The following is a 22,995-nucleotide window of genomic DNA, read 5'->3' as shown; positions in this document are numbered from 1 at the left end:
GTTGGCAACGATTAAAGATGTGGCAGGCGCTGCCGGCGTCTCTGTTGCCACAGTTTCACGTGTCCTCAATGACAACGGCTACGTGCATGAAGATACACGAACGAAGGTCATGCTTGCCATGGAGAAGCTGAATTATTATCCGAATGAAGTTGCCCGCTCTCTTTATAAAAGAGAATCCAGACTGGTCGGGCTCTTGCTTCCGGATATTACGAATCCCTTTTTCCCTCAGCTTGCCCGCGGCGCTGAAGACGAGTTGCAGCGGGAAGGATACCGGCTGATCATCGGCAACAGCGATGAAGAATTGGAAAAAGAACTCGACTACCTGCAAACATTTAAACAAAATCAAGTTGCCGGTATTTTGGCGGCCACCCATTACCCCGACCTTCCCGAATACAGCGGCAGCCTTTACCCGGTCGTATTTCTGGACCGGACAAAAGAAGGCGCCCCATCCGTATTCAGTGACGGGCGGGCAGGCGGAAAACGGGCGGCTGAGGAAATGCTTCGCGGCAAAAGCACAAGCATCACGCTTGTCAAAGGCCCAGCCCACCTTCCGACCGCTCAGGAACGTTTTAACGGCGCACTTAACGTGCTGCAAAAAGCGAACGCGCAGTTCAATGTCATCTCCGCCGCTTCATTTTCCATCAAGGATGCCGCCATTTTAGCAGAAGAATTGTTTGCAGCATACCCTGAAACCGACGGAGTCATTGCCAGCAACGACATTGCGGCGGCTGCCGTCCTCCATGAGGCGCTGCGGCTCGGCAAAAAAGTTCCGGAGGAGATTCAGATCATCGGATACGACGATATTCCGCAGAGCAGGCTTTTGTTTCCGCCGCTTTCAACCATCCGCCAGCCTGCATATGAGATGGGAAAACAAGCGGCAAACCTGCTGCTGCAATTGATAAAGAAAGAGCCGCCGAAAGAGACGGCCATTCAAATGCCCGTGACTTACATAAGAAGACAAACGACAAGAAAGGATGATCACCATGAGTGAAATTTGTGTTATCGGAAGCTGTTCTATGGATCTGGTCGTCACATCTGAACGGCGTCCGAAAGCCGGAGAAACCGTACTGGGCACAGACTTTCAAACCGTGCCCGGAGGAAAAGGCGCAAATCAGGCCGTAGCCGCTTCCCGCCTGGGCGCAAACGTATATATGGTAGGAAAAGCAGGCAATGACAGCTACGGAAAAGCGATTATTGAAAACCTGAAGGCAAACGGTGTCAATACGGACTATATGGAAACGGTTACACATAAAAAAAGCGGAACGGCTCATATTGTGCTCGCAGAAGGAGACAACAGCATCGTCGTCGTAAAAGGCGCAAACGATGACATCTCCCCCGATTATGCCAAAAGTGCGCTGGCAAAACTTCCCGGCATTGATATCGTGCTGATCCAGCAGGAGATTCCTGAAGAAACCGTTGAAGCAGTGTGCAGCTACTGCCGCGCGCAGCAAATTCCGGTTATTCTGAATCCCGCGCCGGCCCGGCCGCTGAAACAATCGACGATTGAGGATGCCGCATATCTTACGCCGAACGAACATGAAGCATCCATTTTATTTCCTGACCGGACGAAAGAAGAAGCGCTCGCCGGCTATCCCGGCAAACTGTTCATTACCGAAGGAAAACAAGGCGTGCGCTACTCAGACGGCACCGCGGAACGGCTTGTTCCCGCCTTCCCTGCAGAAGCGGTCGACACGACGGGAGCCGGCGATACCTTTAATGCGGCACTTGCCGTCGCACTCGCGGAAGGACGGGACATTGAGCAAGCGCTCCTGTTTGCCAACCGCGCCGCCTCCCTGTCCGTGCAGCACTTCGGCGCCCAAGGCGGCATGCCGGCCAGAAAAGAAGTTGAGGAGCTGCTGTCATGAAAAAACACGGAATGTTAAACAGCCACATTGCCAAAGTATTAGCCGATCTCGGGCATACAGACCTCATCGCAATCGCCGATGCGGGTCTCCCCGTCCCTGACGGCGTCCCTAAAATTGATTTGTCCTTAATGGCGGGCGTTCCCGCCTTTCGGGACGTGACCAGCCTGGTAGCCGGGGAGATGGCAGTCGAAAAGGTGATCGCCGCTTCCGAGATCAAAGACGCAAACCCTGAGAATGCAAGTTTCATAGAAAGCCATTTCTCAGCGCAGACGATCGAGTACATGTCCCACGAGGAATTCAAACGGCTCACACAGAAAGCAAAAGCCGTCATCCGAACGGGTGAAATGACACCATACGCCAACTGCATCCTGCAGGCGGGTGTGATTTTCTAGAAAGAAGGGATCCAGCATGCACATCGGCATGACAGACATTCATAAAGCATTCGGCAAAAACCAAGTGCTCTCCGGCGTCTCATTTGAGCTTCTGCCGGGAGAAATCCACGCTTTAATGGGAGAAAACGGAGCGGGCAAATCGACGTTAATGAATCTGCTCACCGGGCTCTACCGGCTCGACAAGGGAAACATTACGATAAACGGAACAAACATGAGCTTCTCCAATCCAAAGGAAGCCGAAAAGCACGGAATCGCCTTTATCCATCAGGAACTGAATATATGGCCGGACATGACGGTGCTTGAAAACCTTTTTATCGGCAAAGAGCTGACGACGGCGTTCGGCGTTTTGGAAACGAAGAAAATGAAAGCGCTAGCAAAATCACAGCTTGAAAAACTGGGAGTCTCTCTTCCTCTTGACCGGGAAGCCGGACAATGTTCCGTCGGACAGCAGCAGATGATTGAGATTGCCAAAGCGCTGATGACAAACGCCGAAGTCATTATTATGGACGAACCGACCGCGGCGCTGACCGAACGGGAAATCAGCAAACTGTTTGACGTGATGACGGCGTTAAAGCGGGACGGCGTATCCATCGTCTATATTTCGCACCGAATGGAAGAGATATTTTCGATTTGCGACCGGATCACCATTATGCGGGACGGCCTCACTGTCGATACGGCGCATATGAAAGAAACTAATTTTGATGAAGTGGTCAAAAAAATGGTCGGGCGGGAGCTGACCGATCGGTATCCGACTCGCACGCCGTCACTCGGCGATAAGGTGCTCGAAGTGAAAAACGCCTCAAAAAAAGGAAGCTTTTCACAGATCAGTTTCCATGTGAGCGCCGGAGAAATCCTCGGCGTTTCCGGTTTAATGGGTGCCGGACGGACAGAAATCATGAGGGCGCTGTTCGGAATTGACAGGCTCGATTCCGGAGAGATCTGGATTTCCGGCCGAAAAACCGGCATTCGGGGTCCGTACGATGCCATCCGTAAGGGACTCGGCCTGATTACGGAGAACCGCAAAGATGAAGGGCTGCTGCTGGATACGTCCATTCGTGAAAATATCTCATTGCCGAACCTGACCAGCTTCTCTCCGAAAGGCATCATTGACCGAAAACGCGAGGCGGAGTTCGTTGAGCTGCTCATCAAGCGTCTGACCATTAAGACCGCATCTCCGGAAACCGCCGCCCGGCATTTATCAGGAGGAAATCAACAAAAAGTCGTCATCGCCAAATGGATTGGAATCGGCCCGAAAGTTCTCATCCTTGATGAACCGACAAGAGGCGTCGACGTAGGCGCGAAAAGGGAAATCTATTCATTAATGAATGAACTGACCGATCGCGGAGTCGCCATCATCATGGTGTCTTCCGAGCTGCCGGAAATTCTCGGCATGAGTGACAGAATCATCGTCGTCCACGAAGGGCGCATCAGCGGAGAAATCAATGCGGCCGGCGCAACACAAGAACACATCATGACACTTGCCACGGGAGGGCAGCAGTATGAAAACTGAACCAATGACATCAACTGAACAAAAGCGATTTTCCATTCACACCTTCACGCAAAAACTCGGTCCGTTTCTCGGCTTACTGATTCTTGTGCTGATCGTTTCCGTTTTAAACCCGAGTTTTCTTGAACCCCTCAATATTCTCAACCTTCTTCGGCAGGTTGCGATTAACGCTCTGATTGCATTCGGAATGACGTTTGTCATTTTAACGGGAGGCATTGATCTCTCTGTCGGAGCCATCCTCGCCTTATCGAGCGCATTAGTCGCAGGTATGATGGTCTCAGGCATCGACCCGATCTTAGCCGTCATCATCGGCTGCGTAATCGGCGCCGTACTCGGCATGATAAACGGATTATTAATCACAAAAGGAAAAATGGCGCCGTTCATCGCCACTTTGGCGACAATGACCGTCTTTCGCGGACTGACCCTCGTCTATACGGACGGAAATCCGATTACGGGGCTCGGTTCAAATTACGCATTTCAATTATTCGGACGCGGTTATTTTCTCGGTATTCCCGTACCTGCCATTACGATGCTGATTGCATTTGCGGCCCTGTGGGTTCTTCTGCACAAAACACCGTTCGGCCGCCGGACATACGCCATCGGCGGCAATGAGAAAGCGGCGCTGATATCGGGAATCAAAGTGCCCCGCATCAAGATCATGATCTATTCTCTGACAGGTTTATTATCGGCGCTGGCGGGAGCGATTCTGACATCACGCTTAAATTCCGCACAGCCGACGGCCGGGGAATCATACGAGCTGGACGCCATCGCAGCGGTCGTTCTCGGCGGAACGAGCCTGTCCGGCGGTCGAGGGCGCATCATCGGTACGCTGATCGGGGTTTTGATTATCGGTACGCTGAACAACGGCTTGAACCTTCTCGGCGTATCATCTTTTTATCAGCTCGTCGTCAAAGGAATCGTCATTTTAATCGCGGTGCTGCTGGACCGCAAAAAATCGGCATAGTAGGAGGACCATTATGAAGAAAGCCATCATCACGATCGCGGCATTATCACTGTTTTTGCTGTCCGCCTGTTCACTTGAACCGCCACAATGGGCAAAACCGTCAAACACAAAACATAAAAAAGAATTCACTATCGGGCTCTCCGTCTCCACATTGAACAATCCGTTCTTCGTTTCATTAAAAGAAGGCGTTGTAAAGGAAGCCAAAAAACGGGGCATGAAGGTCATTATTGTCGATGCTCAAAATGATTCATCTAAACAGTCAAATGACGTAGAAGATTTGATCCAGCAGGGAGTCGATGCGCTGCTGATTAACCCGACCGATTCATCAGCGATTTCAACAGCCGTCGAATCGGCAAATTCCCTCGGCATTCCCGTCATTGCGCTTGATCGTTCAGCCGAACACGGCAAAGTCGAAACGCTTGTCGCCTCTGACAATGTCAAAGGAGGAGAAATGGCGGCTGACTACCTCGCCGACCAGCTCGGAAAAGGCGCCAAAGTGGCGGAATTGCAAGGGGTGCCGGGCGCATCCGCGACACGGGAACGCGGAACGGGCTTTCATCATATTGCCGACAAAAAGCTGGATGTCGTAACAAAGCAAGCGGCGGATTTTGACCGTACAAAAGGATTGACCGTCATGGAAAACCTGCTGCAGGGACATCCGGATATTAAAGCCGTGTTCGCCCATAATGATGAAATGGCACTCGGAGCGCTCGAAGCGATTAACAGCTCGGGCAAACACATTTTGGTCGTCGGTTTCGACGGAAATAAAGATGCGATTTCTTCCATTAAAAACGGAAAGCTGACAGCCACGGTCGCCCAGCAGCCGGAGCTGATCGGAAAACTGGCGGCCGAAGCGGCGGAGCAGGTGCTCAAAGGAGAAAAAGTCAAAAAAACCATTTCCGCTCCATTGAAACTTCAAACACAAAAATAACCGGCCGATGTTTAGACTTCCGATAAAACGTGAAAGGATGAAGTAAAAGGAGAGATACAGATGAAGAAAACAGCCAAAGCGGCATCCATTCTGACCCTTGCAGCGGGAATAACAGCGGCTTCAGCTGCCGGAATAACGCCTCTTTCGGAGACACACGCGCAGGAAGCGGTCAAAATTGACGATCTGTACAGCTACCCGCTTGACTCTTATCTCGTTTCCGCGGAAGCATTGAACGTCAGAACAAAAGCATCAGCAGCCAGTCCGAGAGCTGATACCCTTCATTTAGGCGACAGCTTAAAGATCGTTTCATTCCAGAACGCTGACTGGGCAAAAGTACATTATAAAAACGGAAAAACAGGATTTGTATCTACTCATTATATTGTTAAAGAAGCAACAACCGTAAAAACAACGGCAAAAACAAAAGTATATACAGACAAACAAGCGGTCAAAGCTTCCCTTGCTAAAAACACGAGCGTTTCTTTCCTCGGATGGAAAAAGACAGCCGGCGGCGGCATTGACTTCGGCTGGGCGCTTGTCGATTACGGGGGCGCAACGGGATATATCAGCACAAAAGATCTGCAAAAACTGACATAATATCAAAACGGATTTCGCAAATTCAGCGCGAAATCCGTTTTTTCTTTCTTGGGCAGTCAGAAACGTCTAAGGTTCGAAATATTTCTCAGGAAATATTGTCGGATGAAGATGAATGCATACGACTCTAAAATGGCTTCTTTATGTAATCCGCCAGGCGTTTGGCATTGTCACGGATAGCCGCAGCATCGGCGCTGCTTACCCCGTACATCGCGAAAGCCGGCAAATAGGTCATACCCGTAAAATTAGCCATTGCCTGAAACGGCCTTAAGAGCTCGCTCAGTGAAAAATGGTTGGACCCGCCTGCCTGATATGCATCCTCTCCGGCACCTACAGAAACAGCCAGCAGCAATTCTTTGCCGTGCAGCGCCTTTCCTTTGGAACCGTAAGCCCAGCCATACGCCAGCACATGATCCATCCATGTTTTTAAAAGCGGAGGCGCACTGTACCAGTACAGCGGGAATTGAAATACGATCCGGTCATACTGTTCACACAGCTGCCGTTCCTTTTCCCCATCTATTTTCCCGTCCGGATATTCTTTATAAAGCTCACGGACCGTGATGTCATCATGATTTTTTAATTCTTCTGTCCACGCCTTATTGACCGCTGAGTTATCCATGTCAGGATGAACCGCTAATACCAATACTTTCACAGCTACCACACCTTTCCCTTTTGACTGTATTTTACCTAATCTTTGCCGGTTCAGCCAAATAAAAAGAAAGCCCCCGAGAAAAATGGGGCTTTCTTTTTTAATTTATTCCGGGCTTCCTTCGGTTGTTTCGATATCCTTCGCAAAATTCGGATTATCTAAATTTGCGTTGAAAAAGTCCGCCGTATTCGGAAGCTTGAGGTTCATATTCATTTTTTGAGAAATGGTCACTTTACAATCTTTAATGACATAGTCAAACACGTGTCCCCCGGAATTGCGTCCTTCATCAATGAAGTGCAGGTGGTATCCGGAAACAGCGATGCCGTTTGCGTAACCCGGCGTCCAGAAGCCGGCGATTGTACCCTGAATGTCGTCAAAGTTGAACACAGGCTGTGTTTTCACCGCTTCTATCATCGGAACGTACGGTTTCTCCTGGCGTTCTACCGTTCTTGTCTGCACCTTTTTAAATACGCCGTCTAAACGGATCGCATAAAATAAGTTTTTACTAGGCAGAAGGCTGGCGATTTCCTGCTCGAATTCTTCACGGGTCATTTCGCCGTCGATCGTATGCGTCATATCAGGCGTGAAAAATGTGAATGAGCAGAATGGTGACAGGTCTCCGCCTTTAACAGGCGTAGCCGTTCCGTCGCCGCGCAGACGGTAAAATTCTCCGTCAAATCCGATTAATTCGCCGTCCAATTTGTTGAACGTGCCGATTCCGAAATCACCGAACTTCGGAATGTCAGCCATATCAAAATCTCCGTCATATACTCCGTCCAGCAGAGATGTCATTGTTGATACTTGATAGATCTGATCCTCAGGTGAGCCTTTTTCTCCGCGGCTCATCATATGGATGTCGCTTGCATTTTTCATATTCCCTTCACTCCTTTTAAATTGGGCTGTTTTAGAAAACAGGTCATGGTGCGCAGAGTGCTAGAGAGCTTTTGCTTTCATTTTTTCTTTGAATTGCTTCGGAAGCATGTCGCTTGATAAATGGACATTGTCACTGTAATCGACAGGAATGTCAATGATGACAGGGCCTTCTGTGTTCAAGCCTTTTTGCAGCACGTCTGCCAGCTGTTCCGGTGACTCAACGCGCAAGCCGGTGGCGCCGAAGCTTTCTGCATATTTTACGATGTCAATGTTTCCGAAATCTACGCATGATGTACGGTTATATTTTTTCATTTGCTGGAATGCGACCATATCATATGTGCTGTCATTCCATACAAGGTGAACGATCGGCGCTTTTAAGCGGACTGCCGTTTCCAATTCCATTGCAGAGAACAGGAATCCTCCGTCTCCTGAAACGGATACGACTTTTTCACCCGGATTCACCAATGTGGCGGCAATCGCCCAAGGAAGCGCTACGCCCAATGTCTGCATGCCGTTGCTGATCAACAGTTTCAGCGGCTCATAAGCGCGGAAGTAGCGGGACATCCAGATCGCGTGAGAACCGATATCGCAAGTGACGGTTACGTCGTCATCAATTGCATTGCGCAGTTCTTGGACGATTTGCAGAGGATGCACTCTGTCGGATTTATGGTCGCTTGGCGCCTTCTCGCTGTCTGTGAGCATCTGTTTTAATTCGCTCAGCACTTCTTGTTCACGGCTGCCCATATCAAATGTCACAGCGTCGTGTTCAATTTGTTTAACCGTAGCGGCGATATCGCCTAATAATTCTAATTCCGGCTGATAGGCATGATCGATATCGGCCTGGATTTCGTCAAGATGGATAATAGCACGGTCACCGTTTACGTTCCAGAACTTCGGATCGTATTCAATCGGATCATAACCGATCGTTAATACGACATCCGCCTGTTCAAGCAGAAGATCGCCCGGCTGGTTGCGGAACAGTCCGATCCGGCCGAAATATTGGTCTTCCAGCTCTCTGGACAATGTGCCGGCCCCTTGGTACGTTTCTACGAAAGGCAGTTTTGTTTTGGCAAGCAGTTTGCGGATTTGTTTTACCGCCTCCGGTCTTCCGCCTTTCATGCCGACTAACAGAACGGGAAGTTTCGCCGTCTGGATTTTCGCGATAGCCGCGCTGACCGCTTCTTCCGGTGCAGGGCCTTGTTTCGGCGCCGGCACGCTGCGTACGTTTTTCACATTTGTGATTTCATTCACAACATCCTGCGGAAAGCTCACGAAAGCCGCGCCTGCCTGACCTGCTGACGCTGCCCTGAAGGCGTTTGTTACCGCTTCTGGTATATTCCCTGTTTCCTGTACTTCTACACTGTATTTTGTAATCGGCTGAAATAGCGCCGCATTGTCCAATGATTGGTGTGTCCGTTTTAACCGGTCTGCGCGAATTACGTTACCCGCCAGCGCCACTACCGGATCACCTTCTGTATTAGCCGTTAACAAGCCGGTCGCCAAGTTGGATGCCCCCGGGCCTGAAGTAACGAGACAAACGCCTGGTTTTCCAGTCAGTCTTCCGACAGCCGCAGCCATAAATGCAGCGTTCTGTTCGTGACGGCATAAAACCAGTTCAGGTCCTTTATCTTTTAACGCATCAAATACTGCATCAATTTTTGCACCCGGAATGCCAAAAACATGTGTGACACCTTGCTCCACTAAGCAATCAACAACAAGCTCCGCCCCCCGATTTTTTCCAGAGGTTTTTAGTTCATTTGTTGCTTTTGCCAACACCCTCACTCCTTATTATGCATATTAAATATAAAATTTTAAGTAATTTGTGATATTATTCACTATACACTCTTTGGAAATTGACCTCCAATATCAATTCGCCGTATGATTAATATGTTTCACGAATAATTAACAAAGAGAAAGGAATGGATAAGGATGGAGCTTCGCCATCTTCAATACTTTATTGCCGTTGCCGAAGAACTTCATTTCGGCAAAGCTGCGCTTCGGTTAAATATGACACAGCCGCCTCTCAGCCAGCAGATCAAACAGCTTGAGAAGGAAGTCGGCGTGACCTTATTAAAGCGCACGAAACGGGTTGTAGAGCTTTCAGCTGCCGGAGAAAGTTTTTTAAAACACAGCAGAAACGCGATCGAAGAAATAGACAAAGCGATTGAAATGGCGCAGAGAACGGCGCGGGGAGAGCTCGGCCGCCTTGTCGTCGGTTTTGTCGGCTCGGCCACATATGAATTTCTGCCGCCGATCATTCGGGAATTCCGCGAAAAATTCCCCTCCGTCAAGCTTGATCTGCGTGAAATTTCTTCTTTCAGACAGCAGGAAGAACTTCTGAAGGGGAACATTGATATCGGCATCCTTCATCCGCCTTTACAGCATTCCGCGTTACATATGGAAAAGGTGCAGAGCAGTCCGTGCATTCTGGCCTTGCCGAAGCAGCACCCGCTTACCGCTAAACAGACAATCGACATTCACGATTTAAAAAATGAACCGATTATCACACTGTCGAAAGAAACATGGCCGACTTTATACCTAGAGTTTGTAAACTACTGCGAGCAGGCGGGCTTCAAACCGAAAATCGTTCAGGAAGCGACGGAGTATCAAATGGTGATCGGATTGGTTAGTGCCGGCATCGGTGTGACCTTCGTGCCTTCTTCTGCTAAAAAGCTGTTTAATCTCGAAGTCGCCTACCGCGGCATTAATCAGGTGCAGCTCACTGCCGAATGGGTCATTGCCTACCGCAAGGATAATCAAAATCCGATTCTGAAACATTTTCTGGATATTATGAATAAACGCCAGGCTTTATTGCAGGCGGATAAGGAAAATGCATAAAAAAGAGGGCCGCCGAAAGCAGCCTCTTTTTTTGTGCTTTTATGGATTTTTACTAAATTGGTAGAAACGCTCAGTACACCTTACGACCTGTACCCGTATACATACAGTACAACTGATCAGGAGGGATAAAAATAACGGGGCGGCAATGACCCATCTAAAAGGAGGCAGAACACATTACACATATTACCGTCATTTTGACCCTGATTTCTTTCTTTGTGACCATTATTTTTATCTTTTGGAGACCCGGGGGATTAAATGAAGCCGTTCCGGCGTCGCTGGGCGCCATTCTCGTTTTGTTATGCGGAACCGTTTCCTTTCATGATTTGGGGGATATAGGGTCAAAAGTCACCGGAGCATCAATCACCATTATCTCCACAATGATTATGGCGATCGCGCTGGAAAGCTTCGGTTTTTTTAACTGGGCGGCGGCCAAACTGCTTCACCGCGCCAAGGGATCGGGCATCCGGCTTTTTTGGCTGACCAACCTGCTCTGTTTTTCAATGACGCTCTTTCTGAATAATGACGGCAGCGTCTTAATCACCACTCCTATTTTACTATTGGTCTTACAATATCTCGGACTTAAAAGACATCAGAAAACACCGTATTTAATAAGCGGCGTATTAATTGCGACGGCGGCAAGCACCCCGATCGGCGTCAGTAATATCGTCAATTTAATTTCTCTCAAAATGATAGGCATGGACCTTTATTTGTACACCAATATGATGTTTATCCCCGGCACGCTGGGACTGGTGTTTATGGCCTTTCTGCTGTTTGCCGTTTTTTACCGCCGTTTGCCGAAACAGCTCCCCGATATTCCGGTTCATTTTGATTCGCTGGAACACAAACGATATCATCCGCTTCAGCCTCCGCCGGACCCGACCCAAAACAGCCGTACGAACATCATGTTTTGTGTTTTGGCATTTGTATTGTTCGTCCGGATCAGTCTGTTTGCAGCTTCTTACAACGGCATATCCGTTTCGCTCGTGGCTGTCATCAGTTCAGTCATCCTGCTTGGCTGGAGATGGATTTATTTAAAAATCGGACCGGCAGACTTATTAAGGAAAGCGCCTTGGCATATCTTTATTTTTGCCTTCACGATGTACATTATCATCTACGGACTGCATAATATCGGACTGACGGCGCTGCTTGTTCAGTCTATTGAGCCTTATGTCTCACAAAGCATTGCCCACGCCGCATCTATTATGGGCATTGCTACATCCGTCCTCTCTAATTTGTTCAATAACCATCCCGCCTTAATGATCAGCACTTTGACCTTAACTGAAATGTCCATTGACCCCTTAACCGTAAAAATCATTTATCTGGCTAATATTATCGGCAGTGATATCGGATCATTGCTTCTGCCGATCGGGACATTAGCCACGCTGATCTGGATGCATATCATCAGACAGCACGGCGAAAAAGTTTCTTGGTCAGAATATATCAAAACGACCATTATCGTTGTCCCTCTCACCGTCGTGTTTACCATTACCGTTTTATATGTTTGGATCAGTTGGATTTACCTTTAGCCCTGATGAAAAAAACTGCCTGCTGTATAAGAGAGGCAGTTTTATCATTTATGGCAGGTGCATGGTTTTTAAATGATTCAATTTCCAAAAAACAGTATCTCCGTCTGCATTGGTCAATTCAAGAATATTATCTGAGACATCCTGTAACAGTCCGACTTTATTCGGTATATCTCCTAAATCCAGAATAATCAGCTTCCCGATATATCTTTTTAATTGCTCCTCAAAATTCCGGACGAGGGGCACATTAGCGGGAACAACCGGCAGCTCTGAACTGTTTAATGTATACGGCGTCTGCTCATCGGAATAGGGTGTCAGCCATTTCAAATGATGCATCGAGATGAAAAGAGTCTTATAAACCGGAGAGAAGAAAACAAAATAATCATTTAAAACACTTGTCACATACCCATGAATGGAACGGTCTCCCGTAACAAATATTTCTGTGAATCTGCCTTTTATATGCTGGAGGGTATTCCGGTAAGAAAAGGAATGTTCCTGTTTTTCGGGATGCGGACTTTTTTTTCTTGCGTACGGTTCTTTATTCTCTTCGTCCGGGAGCGTCAATGTCATCCTCTGAAGGTGCAGCAGCGGAATATAAAGAAACGTCCGGCCGTCATGAATCACAATGATATCCTGACCGATATCCAAAAGAGTTCCTGAAAATGTCGTATTCCCCGATATCTCAATATCGACTTGTTTATCCAGAAATCTGCTTAATCCAGCCATTTCATTCCCCCCTCTCCCGCGTTTACGGACAATCTTTCCAATCATTTACGGCCGTGTTTCCACCGATAATCTATTGTCCTTAATACAGTGGCGTAGCTATAAGAGTTCTCTTCCTCCCTTTTTGAAGATCGAACCGATCTTGACGATCTTTTCGACTTTTTAGAGGAAGTACGCTGCTCTTCGCGTGATTCTTCCTCATGCGGCTTTTCTTCTTCGGCGCTCTCTTTCTCACCTTTATTCTCGTCGTCTTTATTCTCCTCTTTTTTAGCTGCTCCTTTTGCCCCTTCGCTGATGCTCTTGATATGAAAAGGATAGATCCGCAGCACTTCTTTATCTTTCACAAGAGTGTAGTGGCCGTCGGAATTATCCACAAGTATACCTTCAACGGCTTCAGGACCTCCGCGGTTGATGGATACCCATTTGTGGATCAGGCGTTTAAATATGCCGTGAAAATCATCAGCCATTTCAAATTCCGGGCGCTCCTCCTCTTTGCCGTCCTCTTCTTGTTCCGCGCTGATGCTTTTGACATGATCGGCGTTAAAATATACGATTCCGTCATCTTCCGTTTCCAGCACGAGAAAATCATCGCCTGTTTCGTGAAGCTTTCCTCTTTTCGATTCCGGACCTCCCTGATTCAATTGCACCGTGCGATTGGTCATCCGGCTGATCAGATCTTGAAAATCATCAGCTTTTTCACATTCTGCCGCTTCGGCCGGCGATACGGTTTCACTCGTATTTTCCGTCACACTTTTCACGTGTTTCCATTGATAATAAACGATTTTATTATCAACCTGAAGAGCGATATAATCCGATTGAATGTCTGCTAATCTCCCTGTCTTGGACTCCGGGCCTCCCCGGTAGACAGTAATTACTTTTCCTTCCATCGCATGCAAAAAGTTGTCATCAGACCGCTGCCGCTTCGTATTGCGTTTCATCTATTGTCCTCCTAGTCATTTTTCTCATAATGTAAAAAGCATAATGCATATATACGTATCACGATTATTTTCGGGAACTGATTCACCAGCCTATTTGTAAAAAATCTTTCTTCATTTCCAAATCAGATATTCCACCGCTCTAACTCACTGCTGATGAAGGCTGACCGCTCCTTAATGTATTCGCAAATCACTTCAGGCTCCCGGTCAAAGCAATCAATCTCTTCTTTCTTATATGGATCCTTCGCGACATGCGGCCTGATCTGCTCATACAGTGACATGACCTTCGGCTTCATATGTTCAATGGTAAACCGGGTCTGAAGTGTTTCTTCCAAAAGCCGTTTGTACGCTTTGCGGAAATACGGTTCATCCAGAAGCCTTGCAGTCAAGGTATTAAACCCTTGTATTCTGACATAATCGGCCTCCATCCGATCACCGTGAATGTCTCTTCCCCACGTCGCATCGTAATCCCACGGAATGACTTCAAAAAGTCCCGTTTCATGATTCCGGTACAAAGCGTAATTATGAACAAATCCATCGTAGTTTGAGGTAAACACGATGCCCGCAAGCCACCGCAAATACTTATCGGCGTCCAAGTGTTTGACGATCTCCCCCTTGAACTCTGACTTCGGAACGGTATTAATTTTATAGATCATGTCCTGCAAGTATAAATCGTCTTCTTTCGTTCCCGTTTTCTTTTCATAACCAAGTTCGAGCGATGTTTTCGTATCCCGCTCCAGATCACTGACGAGGGAGAAATTGGCGTCGTCATCAACCGCGTAAAAAACAGCCCCGTCCGCCAAATTCCGTTTCGCCAGAAAATATTCATCCACTGACTCCAGCTCAAGATACACCCCCTCATGTCTGCCATTGATTTGCAGGGTTACGAAATTCGCCTTTGGTGACAGCGTCCCAAGCTCCGCGAAGAAATCGAGAGACAGCTTATTCCGCATCATCGACGGATCTTTGTATTCAGCGTTTAAATGTATCTCTTTCGCCCTGCGAAATGTTTTCGGCGAATAAAAAGCGATGTGATACGATTTTTTCTTGAAATCTCTTATATGCGAGCCGCGGTACGCCAGATCAATGTCAAGCCGTTTTTGATTCACTCTCAGCACCGCGGGCACCGGATCATCATCCCAAATGTCTTTTTTCAGCTCCATTAAGTCTTTCGGGTGAATAAACAGCTGGTATAGAGGCAATGTTGATTGGTCTTTCATCAGTAAACCTCCCTGTATTAATTTAGGCTGTGCTTTTTATATAAAACTCAGCGAATCACACATACACTTTTTTCATTCATGCGTACTATGTGGTAGTAAGGATCGCATCCTTAAAACATATATCATGAGGAGGTTTCAAAATGGGCCACTATTCCCATTCTGATATCGAAGAAGCAGTAAAATCCGCAAGCACCGAGGGATTGGAAGATTATTTGTACCAAGAACCAAAAAGCAGTAAGAAGAGAAAATCTCGCAGCCGTAAAAAATCATGCCGCTCTCACAAAAAATCTCGCAGTCATAAAAAATCGTGCCGCTCTCACAAAAAATCTCGCAGTCATAAAAAATCGTGCCGCTCTCACAAAAGATCTCGCAGCCATAAAAAATCCCGTTCTCACAAAAAATCTCGCAGCCATAAAAAGTCCCGTTCTCACAAAAAATCTCGCAGCCATAAAAAATCCCGCTCTCACAAAAAATCTCGCAGCCGTAAAAAATCATGCCGGTCTCACAAAAAATCACGCAGCCACAAAAAATCATGCCGCCGCAAGAAAAAACGCACGCAGAAAAAACCTTATCGTCCTCATAAAAAAGACCCTTGCAAAAAAGACGATTACTGCAGCAAAACAGAGTACTGGAAAGACGGGAACATCTGGGTTGTAAAGAAAAACTACAAGTAACACCATTCGTAAATAGGCTGCCGGCTAAACGGAAGCCTTTTTCCTCAATCAGATATATGCCACGTGATAAGATATGCAGCCGGTTTTCTTTTGTTGTGTTTCCGAATTTTCTTTCTGTATAATCAGGTCATACGATAAAGAAAGGCGGCCGAAATCATGCATATCTTACGAGCAGACGAACTGAACGCAAAAGACACTTACAAATTGCTTTCGGGCACAGTCGTTCCCCGGCCGATCGCATTTGTCACGACGCGGTCATCCATCAACGGCGCCGTAAACGCGGCGCCCTTCAGTTTCTATAACGTTGTCTCCGCAGAACCGCCGCTTCTGGCCATCTCAGTCAGCCGCGCGGACGGTCGGCAGAAAGACACCGCGAGAAACGCACTCGCTCATCGGGAATTCGTGGTGCACGTCAGTGATGAGTCCATTATTGAAGACATTAACAAAACGGCGGCAAGGCTTGATCCTGATGTCAGTGAACTTGGCATGACAGACCTTTCTGTGACAGACAGCGCTTGCATCAGCGTTCCCGGTATAAAAGAAGCAAAAGTCAGGTTTGAATGTATACTCGAACGCCATCTTCCGTTCCAAAATGACAGCGGAGAAACGACGACAGACCTCATCATCGGCAGAGTCGTTTGTTTTCATTTGAATGACCAAGTATATGACGCCGATAAAGGCTACATACGGACAGATGAGCTGAAGCCTGCGGCAAGGCTCGCGGGGAATGAATACGCCAGACTCGGGAAGACATATACACTTGTCCGCCCGACCTGAAGCAGGAACCATTATAATAGAAGAAACTAGTCAAAAAGACCCCATTCAAAAGGGGTCTTTTTGAGTCTTTTACCATGTAACTCAGCCTAATGTCTTATAGAATGCCGAAACTTACAAGGTCCTCACCCGTATGAAACGAGTGACACATTTTTAGGAGGCAGACGATGGATTTCATTCAGTTACTGATTTTTTCAGCCGTATTTATTTTGCTCAGCCTTATGTTTCAAGTATTTTCCGTCAAAGTTCTCAATATCGATTAATCGAAATCACACTGCTTATTACGGGCATCGCAGCGGTGACTTTTTTCAATGAAATGTACGTATTTGCGGGAGTTGTTTTCATGCTATTTTTCTGCAGCGGCTTAATGGAATGGCGGCACCGGCGGGAGGAAAAGCAATATGTGTACGATTCGTTTTACGCGGGTCTTTCTGCCGCGCTTGGCGTGCTTATTTTTTTCATCAGTCAGCGTAGCTCTATACTCCTGCGGCCGCTCCGTCGCCGCGCGGGTCGGCCCCGCCTTGGAGAAAGCCTTCTTCATCAATGACGATCGCTGCCGCATGGCCCATAAGCCCGTCAAAATCACCAACGGTCTCGACGCGGTGGCCGCTCTGCCTTAGGGCTTCTCTCGTTTCAGAGCTGATTCTGCTTTCAACCCTCAGCCCTTCATACTCCTCTCCCCATGTCCGTCCCCAGACCCAGCGCGGCTCATTGATCGCCTGCTGGGGGTCCATTTTGTAATCAATGATGCGCGTAATCATCGCTGTCTGAGTTTGCGGCTGGCCTTCTCCTCCCTGGGTTCCGTACAGGATGTGCGGCTTTCCTTCTTTACAGGCCATCGCCGGCATGAGAGTGTGGAACGTCCGCTTGCCGGGTTCAAGTGTATTGACATGGGATTCGTCCAGCGAAAAAAATGACCCGCGGTTTTGCAGCAGAATACCCGTCTCCCCCGCTGTAACGGCAGATCCGAACTCGAAATAGAGGCTCTGAATAAAGGAAACGGCATTTCCTTCCGCATCGGCGACGGCGGCATAAGCTGTGTCGCTTCCGACCGGCCGGCTTACCGCCGGCGCAGCCACGTTACCGATTTCTTCCGCAAGCTGCTTTGCATACCGTTTATCAAGCAGCCGATCCAGCGGAATATGAGAAAATGCCGGATCAGTCAGCACTTCATTCCGGTGCTGAAAACTCTTCTTCAGCGCCTCGATCAGCAGATGATAATAGTCAAAGGAACCGTGTTCGATCTGAGAAAAATCATAGTTTTCCAATATATTGAGCGTCATTAAGCCTGTAAAACCCTGTGAATTCGGCGGAGCCTGATAGATTTTGCACCCGCGGTAATCGGAGGATACCGGGTTCGTCCACTCGCCGCGGTGGGCTTTAAAGTCATCAAGTGTCAGACGGCTGCCGTTGTTTTGCAGAAAGGATGTGATGCGTTGAGCGAGGTCTCCTTCATAAAAAGCGCTTCTGCCTTTCTCGGCAAGCTGCTCCAAGCTGGCCGCCAGATCCTTTTGGACAAACCGTTCACCGGGCATGGGCGCTTTTTTGTTTCTCGTAAAAATGGCCGAGGTGTAAGGCGTCGAGGCTAAAAGAGCGAGATTGCGTTCTGTGTGGGCGCACTGGTCGGCGGACACCGGAAATCCGTTTGCCGCATAATCAAGAGCTGGCTTCAGCACCTCAGCGAGCGAAAGACGCCCGTACGCCGAAAGCACGGCATCCCAGCTGTCCGCCATTCCCGGAACGGTAATGGCGCTTTCTGTCCCGCGCAGAGGGATCGCTTCTCTGCCCCGATACAAGTCTCTCGTCACATGCTTCCCTGAACGGCCGCTCCCGTTATAAGCTTTGATTCGTCCCGTTTCTTTATGGTAAGTGAGCCAAAATGAATCCCCGCCAAGACCCGTCATATGCGGATACACGACTGCCAGACAGGCGCTGACCGCCACTGCCGCGTCAAACGCGTTTCCGCCCTTTTCCAGAATGCCGGCCCCCGCCTGAGAAGCGAGATAATGCGGACTGACGACCATTTGTTTCGTTCCGATGGTTGAAGTATTCATGGCAAGCCCCTTTACAAATTTTCTCAATTATAAAAAGCGGCTTCGCGGCCATCCACATTCCTGAAAGAAAATCTCACACACTATTTACTTTTCGATAAGAAATAATTCTAAATCATTACGTATCGAAAACAATAAAAAATTTATACCTTCATACCGTAACGTTTCATGATACAATAATGTCTACCAAATGAAGGAAGGTGAAGCGGGTTGGAACATGAATACAGCATTCCGAATCTTGTCCTTGATGAAACGGATAAACAGATTCTTTCGATTTTGCACGAGGAAGGGAGGATTTCCTATACAGACGTAGGAAAACGGGTTAACCTGTCGCGAGTGGCGGTTCAGCACCGCATTCAGCATTTACTGGATGCCGGTGTGATTGAAAAATTCACCGCTGTCATCAACCCGGCGAAAATCGGCCGCCATGTGTCCGTGTTTTTTAATGTGGAGGTGGAGCCGCAGTATTTGGAGGAAACCGCATTAAAGCTTGAAAAGGAACCGGCCGTGACAAGCCTTTATCATATGACCGGACCGAGCAAGCTGCATATGCACGGCATTTTCGCAAATGATCAGGAGATGGAAGAGTTTTTGACAAAACGGCTCTATACGCAAAAAGGCGTCGTCAGCGTCGACTGCCAAATGCTGATTAAACGGTATAAAAGCAGAACGGGCATGAAGCTATAAGGAGGACATAGCCATGAAACATCCCTATTGGGACATTACGGCGGCGATGGTCCGAACGGGCATTTTCGGATTCGGGGGCGGCCCGTCGGTGATCCCGCTCATCCGCCATGAAGCCGTCAATAAATACAAATGGATAGATGATGATGAATTCGGAGAAATATTAGCAATCGCTAATGCGCTTCCCGGACCGATTGCCACAAAAATGGCTGCGTATCTGGGCTTTAAGCTGAAAGGCACGTTAGGCGCAATCGTGGCAACCCTTGCCCATATTCTGCCTACATGTCTTGCTATGGTAGGCTTGTTTGCGGCTGTCAATGTCTTAAGCCACTCAGCAATTGTTGCCGGTATGATTGGCACCGTCACGCCGGTAATCGCCGTCATGCTCGGCATTATGGCGTACGAGTTTGGCCAAAAAGCGCTTAAAGGTTTCGGCTGGGTCACGGGCATCCTATTTTTTATCATCGCTTTTATCGGCCTGCAAACGCTGCAGATCAATCCCGGCTTTGTCATTATCATTTTCTTAGCGTACGGCGCGTTTCATTTTAAATTGAAAGACAAAATCACAAATAAACGTTCAAAAGATAAAGGAATGTCGGCCTCATGATCATGATTTATGTATTTATGGCGTTTTTTGTCGCAAACGTACTCGGATATGGAGGCGGACCGGCGTCGATCCCGCTGATGTTTGAAGAAGTCGTCAACAGATACAGCTGGCTCTCAAACGATCAATTCTCAAATATGCTCGCGCTTGCGAACGCATTGCCGGGCCCGATCGCAACCAAAATCGCGGCGTATGTCGGCTACAGCGCAGGCGGGTGGCCCGGGTTCCTGATTGCGCTGATCGCCACCGTCGTACCGTCGGCGCTCGCATTGATCGTCCTCTTGCGCATCATTCAGCGCTTCCGCCAATCCCCCGTCATCAAAGGCATGACGCTGTCCGTCCAGCCTGTCATCGCCGTCATGATGCTCATTCTTACCTGGCAAATCGGCGCAGACGGCATCAAAGCGATCGGCTGGGTTCAAGCGATAGTGATTGCGGGGATTTCCCTCCTTGCCTTGACAAAATTCAAGATGCATCCGGCCTTCCTGATTATCGCGGCGTTTTTGTATGGAGGTCTTGTGGTTCCTCATTTATAGAAAAAAGCACCTGGACAGGTGCTTTTTGTTTCAGTCCCGATATGTTGTTCGATATAGATAACTGTTTCTTCGTCTATGCTTCTTACATGTGGTGCCTGTCATCCCCCCAGATGGCCTGATCAATAAAAAACATTTGCAGCCTCCCGGACTGCAAGTGTTACACGTGATTTTTCCGATAAAACGTTCGCAAAACATGCGTTTCAAGGTCAGCCAGACGGACAGGGATCGGCAGCCTGCTGTCTCGATTGATCATTTTCATTGTGATCTGATAGCTGCTTTCTAAATCAATGTTATGTCCGCAAGACAAGAAGATAGGCTTCACGTCCCGCCGTGTCCGAAGCGCCCGGCCATATACCTCGCCGTCAATGAGAATATCGGTGTAGGCGCCGACTTCATTTTCGGGCATCTCAAAATCGCAGCCTTTGATTTTGAGATAGGTTTTCGCAATCCCAATCGTCGGCTTACCCAGAAAAAAAGCCGCATGGGTGGCAACGCCCATATGATTGTAATGCAGATACCCGTTGCCATCAAACAAAAACACATCCGGCTCCGCCTCCAGCTTTTCGGCCGCTTCGATGATCAGCGGCAGCTCGCGAAACGCAAGAAAACCGGAAACATACGGCACGCTGATTTTCCCCATGCTGTGCACTTTTTCAATCACTTCTTTTGTATCAGCGTCAATCACGATGATACTGCATACGCCGTACGGTTCCCCGTCCTGATCCCAATAAGCGAGGTCGACGCCTGCGCAGGTGTTGACGGAGTCTGGATGGATGACGGGGGATAGGTTGATTCTATGTATTAGGGATTGTTGTGTTTGAATAAAATCCGATTCATCATTTAGATCAAATTCGTGAATTTGATGTATTTTCATTTAATTGGTTTTCCTCATTTTCATTTCTAAAATCGTCTTTTCAGTTCAAATTCTTCATTTCGATATACAACGCAATAAAACTTCCATAAGGATAATCTCCATCCCAGCCACATGGAAAATAGCCCGCTTTATAAATTTTGAAAAGTTTTTCAAAAAAATTGTCTGTTTTCCCGTTTACTGCTCTATTTATTGCACAATTATTTAGATCTGCTACGATCTCTTCAAGAAAAGTATTAAATTCAGTCGTAGTACTTCTGACATTTTCCGAAAAAATTTTCAGAAGCATGTCTAGGTTTTGTGGTTTTTGATCATCGTTTAATTCATAAAATTTTCCCCATACCTCACTCATCTCGTTTTCTTTTATATCTTTCCATGCATATTCATCTTCACCAATTACATCTTCGTAAGCATAGTACTTAGCTTTTTCTTCATCATTAATAATTTTAGTAAAATAAGAGATATCATGTGATGCAACTGCTTTAAAGGTTTTGGAAAAATCAATAACTTCTTTTACCTGATTATGATAATGTCCGTATTTCATTACTTTATACACCTTTCCTAAGTACAACCGTAGGGTTACCAACTCTCCGGTAACCGGAACGCAGCCTAAAGCCAAATAAATTATTCAGAATTTACAAAACAGAAAACAACAATTCACCTATGAAAAAACCTTGAAAGGCTTCAGCAGCCATCAAGTTTAATTAATTTTTCTAACCATTCCCTCTTATAAGTCTAATCCTCAATTAAATCAAGATAATATTTATCATTTTTCATAAGTTCTATTAAAAACTCTTCTAATGAATCTGCAATTTTTATATCATCGTAATATATTGAATTGTTTTGTTCATTGCCTAATGCAATTAACAATAAAGCACTTTCATTTGCTTCAAAAAAAATTAATTTATCTTCTTCAAGTTCCTCATAAACTTCTATATCTGGATAAAACTCAAAGTCATTAACTTTTAATCTTGCATCTCTAATTGAAGCAGGTCCAAGAATGCGATTAATATTATATTCTGATTTTTTCAGAAAGCCGTATCCAACCTCAAGAAGAAACTGTCTCAAATCATAAGGTAACCTTAATCCTAACTTATTTTCTACTTCTAAAATTTCATTCTCGCTTACTGGATAAAATGTATTTTCTTTGTAATTTTTAATAAAATCATATTTCACAATTATTTACCTCCTTTGAGTGGGAGAGTTTTTCTCCTGTGACGGGGTTCATAGCCCAACAGACATTTAAGTCATTTTAAACAGAAAATAACAATTCATTTGTAAAAAACCTTGAAAGGCTTCACTAGCCAATCAAGGTCAATTAATTCTTCTAACTATCCCATTTTTAAGTCTAATCCTATATTAAATCAATATAATATTCGTTATCATTGAGGAACTTTTTTAAAAAATCCTCTAACGATTCAGCTATTTGAGTGTCAAAATAAAATATTGGATTGTTTTCTAATTGTAAATCTATAGAAATATAAACACCCTCGTTTACTTCAAAAAAAATAAGTTTATTTTCATCATCATAAAGTTCATCTAAATCTGGGTCAAACTCAAAAATTCCTTCTCTTAGTCTAATGTCGGCTACTGCCCCTGGCCCCAATATCCTATTAATTGCATTATCACTTTCACCTTTAATAAAACCATAACCGACTTCTAAGTATAATTGTTTTAAATCATTTGGAATATCTACTTTCATTCTTTGTTCAGCTTTTAATATATCCTCTTCAGGTACCTTATATGTTTTATTTTCTAAATGATTTATAAATTCAAATTCAGCCATGAAC

Annotated in this window: 25 protein-coding genes and 1 pseudogene; 15 read left to right on the top strand and 11 right to left on the bottom strand. The window is 46.7% G+C overall.

From position 1 onward, the window contains the following. Position 1 precedes the first annotated feature (1 nt). From BZ167_RS12225 to BZ167_RS12195, 7 genes are read left to right on the top strand one after another with little or no spacing between them, the layout of a single operon-like run. Positions 2-991, top strand: a complete 990-nt coding sequence (locus BZ167_RS12225; RefSeq protein ID WP_015418365.1) for a LacI family DNA-binding transcriptional regulator — start codon at positions 2-4, stop codon at positions 989-991. Further along, positions 984-1,865, top strand: coding sequence for a ribokinase (gene rbsK / locus BZ167_RS12220; RefSeq protein ID WP_039253589.1), 882 nt, complete (start codon positions 984-986; stop codon positions 1,863-1,865). Before BZ167_RS12225 ends, rbsK begins: the two co-directional genes overlap by 8 nt. Then, positions 1,862-2,257 (top strand): D-ribose pyranase, encoded by a 396-nt coding sequence (rbsD, locus tag BZ167_RS12215; protein WP_015418366.1) that lies wholly within the window; start codon positions 1,862-1,864, stop codon positions 2,255-2,257. Before rbsK ends, rbsD begins: the two co-directional genes overlap by 4 nt. A gap of 16 nt (positions 2,258-2,273) precedes the next feature. After that, positions 2,274-3,767 carry a sugar ABC transporter ATP-binding protein gene (locus tag BZ167_RS12210; RefSeq protein WP_015418367.1) on the top strand — a complete coding sequence of 498 codons (1,494 nt, stop codon included), beginning with the start codon at positions 2,274-2,276 and terminating at the stop codon, positions 3,765-3,767. Continuing rightward, positions 3,757-4,728 carry a ribose ABC transporter permease RbsC gene (rbsC, locus tag BZ167_RS12205; RefSeq protein WP_012118605.1) on the top strand — a complete coding sequence of 324 codons (972 nt, stop codon included), beginning with the start codon at positions 3,757-3,759 and terminating at the stop codon, positions 4,726-4,728. Before BZ167_RS12210 ends, rbsC begins: the two co-directional genes overlap by 11 nt. 13 nt (positions 4,729-4,741) lie before the next feature. Continuing rightward, positions 4,742-5,659, top strand: a complete 918-nt coding sequence (gene rbsB, locus BZ167_RS12200) for a ribose ABC transporter substrate-binding protein RbsB (protein ID WP_007407524.1) — start codon at positions 4,742-4,744, stop codon at positions 5,657-5,659. 60 nt (positions 5,660-5,719) lie between these two features. Beyond that, entirely contained in the window at positions 5,720-6,253 is a 534-nt protein-coding gene (locus tag BZ167_RS12195; protein WP_033574421.1) for an SH3 domain-containing protein, read from the top strand. 124 nt (positions 6,254-6,377) lie between these two features. Here the strand turns inward: BZ167_RS12195 and BZ167_RS12190 are convergent, their stop codons facing one another. The 3 genes from BZ167_RS12190 to alsS all read right to left on the bottom strand — a co-directional run bounded on the left by BZ167_RS12190 (position 6,378) and on the right by alsS (position 9,545). Continuing rightward, the gene (locus BZ167_RS12190) at positions 6,378-6,902 is read right to left on the bottom strand and encodes an NAD(P)H-dependent oxidoreductase (protein ID WP_003151320.1); all 525 of its coding nucleotides are present in this window, start codon (positions 6,900-6,902) and stop codon (positions 6,378-6,380) included. 102 nt (positions 6,903-7,004) lie between these two features. Beyond that, positions 7,005-7,772 carry an acetolactate decarboxylase gene (gene budA, locus BZ167_RS12185; RefSeq protein ID WP_003151318.1) on the bottom strand — a complete coding sequence of 256 codons (768 nt, stop codon included), beginning with the start codon at positions 7,770-7,772 and terminating at the stop codon, positions 7,005-7,007. Between the two features lie 60 nt (positions 7,773-7,832). Continuing rightward, positions 7,833-9,545 (bottom strand): acetolactate synthase AlsS, encoded by a 1,713-nt coding sequence (alsS, locus tag BZ167_RS12180; RefSeq protein ID WP_007407527.1) that lies wholly within the window; start codon positions 9,543-9,545, stop codon positions 7,833-7,835. A 156-nt stretch (positions 9,546-9,701) separates the two neighbouring features. Between alsS and alsR the strand changes: the two genes are divergently transcribed. Both alsR and BZ167_RS12170 read left to right on the top strand, forming a co-directional pair. Continuing rightward, the gene (alsR, locus tag BZ167_RS12175) at positions 9,702-10,610 is read left to right on the top strand and encodes an acetoin biosynthesis transcriptional regulator AlsR (protein WP_015418369.1); all 909 of its coding nucleotides are present in this window, start codon (positions 9,702-9,704) and stop codon (positions 10,608-10,610) included. 194 nt (positions 10,611-10,804) lie between these two features. After that, complete coding sequence (locus BZ167_RS12170) at positions 10,805-12,136, top strand: arsenic transporter (protein WP_015418370.1); 1,332 nt, start codon at positions 10,805-10,807, stop codon at positions 12,134-12,136. Between the two features lie 48 nt (positions 12,137-12,184). Here BZ167_RS12170 and BZ167_RS12165 read toward each other — a convergent pair whose 3' ends face one another. The 3 genes from BZ167_RS12165 to BZ167_RS12155 all read right to left on the bottom strand — a co-directional run bounded on the left by BZ167_RS12165 (position 12,185) and on the right by BZ167_RS12155 (position 15,011). After that, on the bottom strand, positions 12,185-12,859 hold the full coding sequence (locus tag BZ167_RS12165; protein ID WP_007407530.1) for a hypothetical protein: 675 nt from the start codon (positions 12,857-12,859) through the stop codon (positions 12,185-12,187). Positions 12,860-12,900: 41 nt separating this feature from the next. Then, complete coding sequence (locus tag BZ167_RS12160; RefSeq protein WP_061860932.1) at positions 12,901-13,794, bottom strand: hypothetical protein; 894 nt, start codon at positions 13,792-13,794, stop codon at positions 12,901-12,903. A 122-nt stretch (positions 13,795-13,916) separates the two neighbouring features. Next, on the bottom strand, positions 13,917-15,011 hold the full coding sequence (locus tag BZ167_RS12155; protein ID WP_015240725.1) for a CotH kinase family protein: 1,095 nt from the start codon (positions 15,009-15,011) through the stop codon (positions 13,917-13,919). Between the two features lie 140 nt (positions 15,012-15,151). On the opposite strand from BZ167_RS12155, the gene cotG reads away from it, so the two are divergent. The 3 genes and pseudogenes from cotG to BZ167_RS20675 form a co-directional block, all read left to right on the top strand. After that, on the top strand, positions 15,152-15,685 hold the full coding sequence (cotG, locus tag BZ167_RS12150) for a CotG/ExsB N-terminal domain-containing protein (protein WP_033574417.1): 534 nt from the start codon (positions 15,152-15,154) through the stop codon (positions 15,683-15,685). Positions 15,686-15,841: 156 nt separating this feature from the next. Next, positions 15,842-16,462 carry a flavin reductase family protein gene (locus BZ167_RS12145; RefSeq protein ID WP_012118614.1) on the top strand — a complete coding sequence of 207 codons (621 nt, stop codon included), beginning with the start codon at positions 15,842-15,844 and terminating at the stop codon, positions 16,460-16,462. A 164-nt stretch (positions 16,463-16,626) separates the two neighbouring features. Beyond that, positions 16,627-16,925, top strand: a pseudogene (locus tag BZ167_RS20675) (hypothetical protein); the annotation flags it as partial. A 10-nt stretch (positions 16,926-16,935) separates the two neighbouring features. Here the strand turns inward: BZ167_RS20675 and ggt are convergent. Continuing rightward, positions 16,936-18,513, bottom strand: a complete 1,578-nt coding sequence (gene ggt, locus BZ167_RS12135; protein ID WP_060673924.1) for a gamma-glutamyltransferase — start codon at positions 18,511-18,513, stop codon at positions 16,936-16,938. A gap of 207 nt (positions 18,514-18,720) precedes the next feature. Between ggt and BZ167_RS12130 the strand changes: the two genes are divergently transcribed. From BZ167_RS12130 to chrA, 3 genes are read left to right on the top strand one after another with little or no spacing between them, the layout of a single operon-like run. Next, a complete protein-coding gene (locus BZ167_RS12130; RefSeq protein WP_007407537.1) occupies positions 18,721-19,197 on the top strand; it encodes a chromate efflux transcriptional regulator ChrS in 477 nt (158 codons plus the stop codon). Between the two features lie 13 nt (positions 19,198-19,210). Further along, the gene (gene chrB, locus BZ167_RS12125; protein WP_060673922.1) at positions 19,211-19,801 is read left to right on the top strand and encodes a chromate efflux transporter subunit ChrB; all 591 of its coding nucleotides are present in this window, start codon (positions 19,211-19,213) and stop codon (positions 19,799-19,801) included. Further along, the gene (chrA, locus tag BZ167_RS12120) at positions 19,798-20,334 is read left to right on the top strand and encodes a chromate resistance efflux protein ChrA (RefSeq protein WP_015418373.1); all 537 of its coding nucleotides are present in this window, start codon (positions 19,798-19,800) and stop codon (positions 20,332-20,334) included. Before chrB ends, chrA begins: the two co-directional genes overlap by 4 nt. 157 nt (positions 20,335-20,491) lie before the next feature. Here the strand turns inward: chrA and BZ167_RS12115 are convergent, their stop codons facing one another. The 4 genes from BZ167_RS12115 to BZ167_RS12100 form a co-directional block, all read right to left on the bottom strand. Beyond that, positions 20,492-21,208, bottom strand: a complete 717-nt coding sequence (locus BZ167_RS12115; protein WP_061860934.1) for an endonuclease V — start codon at positions 21,206-21,208, stop codon at positions 20,492-20,494. Between the two features lie 40 nt (positions 21,209-21,248). Further along, a complete protein-coding gene (locus BZ167_RS12110; protein ID WP_061860935.1) occupies positions 21,249-21,749 on the bottom strand; it encodes a hypothetical protein in 501 nt (166 codons plus the stop codon). A gap of 191 nt (positions 21,750-21,940) precedes the next feature. Then, positions 21,941-22,381, bottom strand: a complete 441-nt coding sequence (locus BZ167_RS12105) for an SMI1/KNR4 family protein (RefSeq protein ID WP_061860936.1) — start codon at positions 22,379-22,381, stop codon at positions 21,941-21,943. A gap of 178 nt (positions 22,382-22,559) precedes the next feature. Then, positions 22,560-22,991 carry an SMI1/KNR4 family protein gene (locus BZ167_RS12100; RefSeq protein WP_061860937.1) on the bottom strand — a complete coding sequence of 144 codons (432 nt, stop codon included), beginning with the start codon at positions 22,989-22,991 and terminating at the stop codon, positions 22,560-22,562. Positions 22,992-22,995 lie beyond the last annotated feature (4 nt).

It is taken from the genome of Bacillus sp. 275, from assembly GCF_001999205.1.
Lineage (GTDB): Bacteria > Bacillota > Bacilli > Bacillales > Bacillaceae > Bacillus > Bacillus velezensis.
Note: the sequence above shows the minus strand (reverse complement) of the source record. Positions and strands in the feature narration are given on the sequence as shown.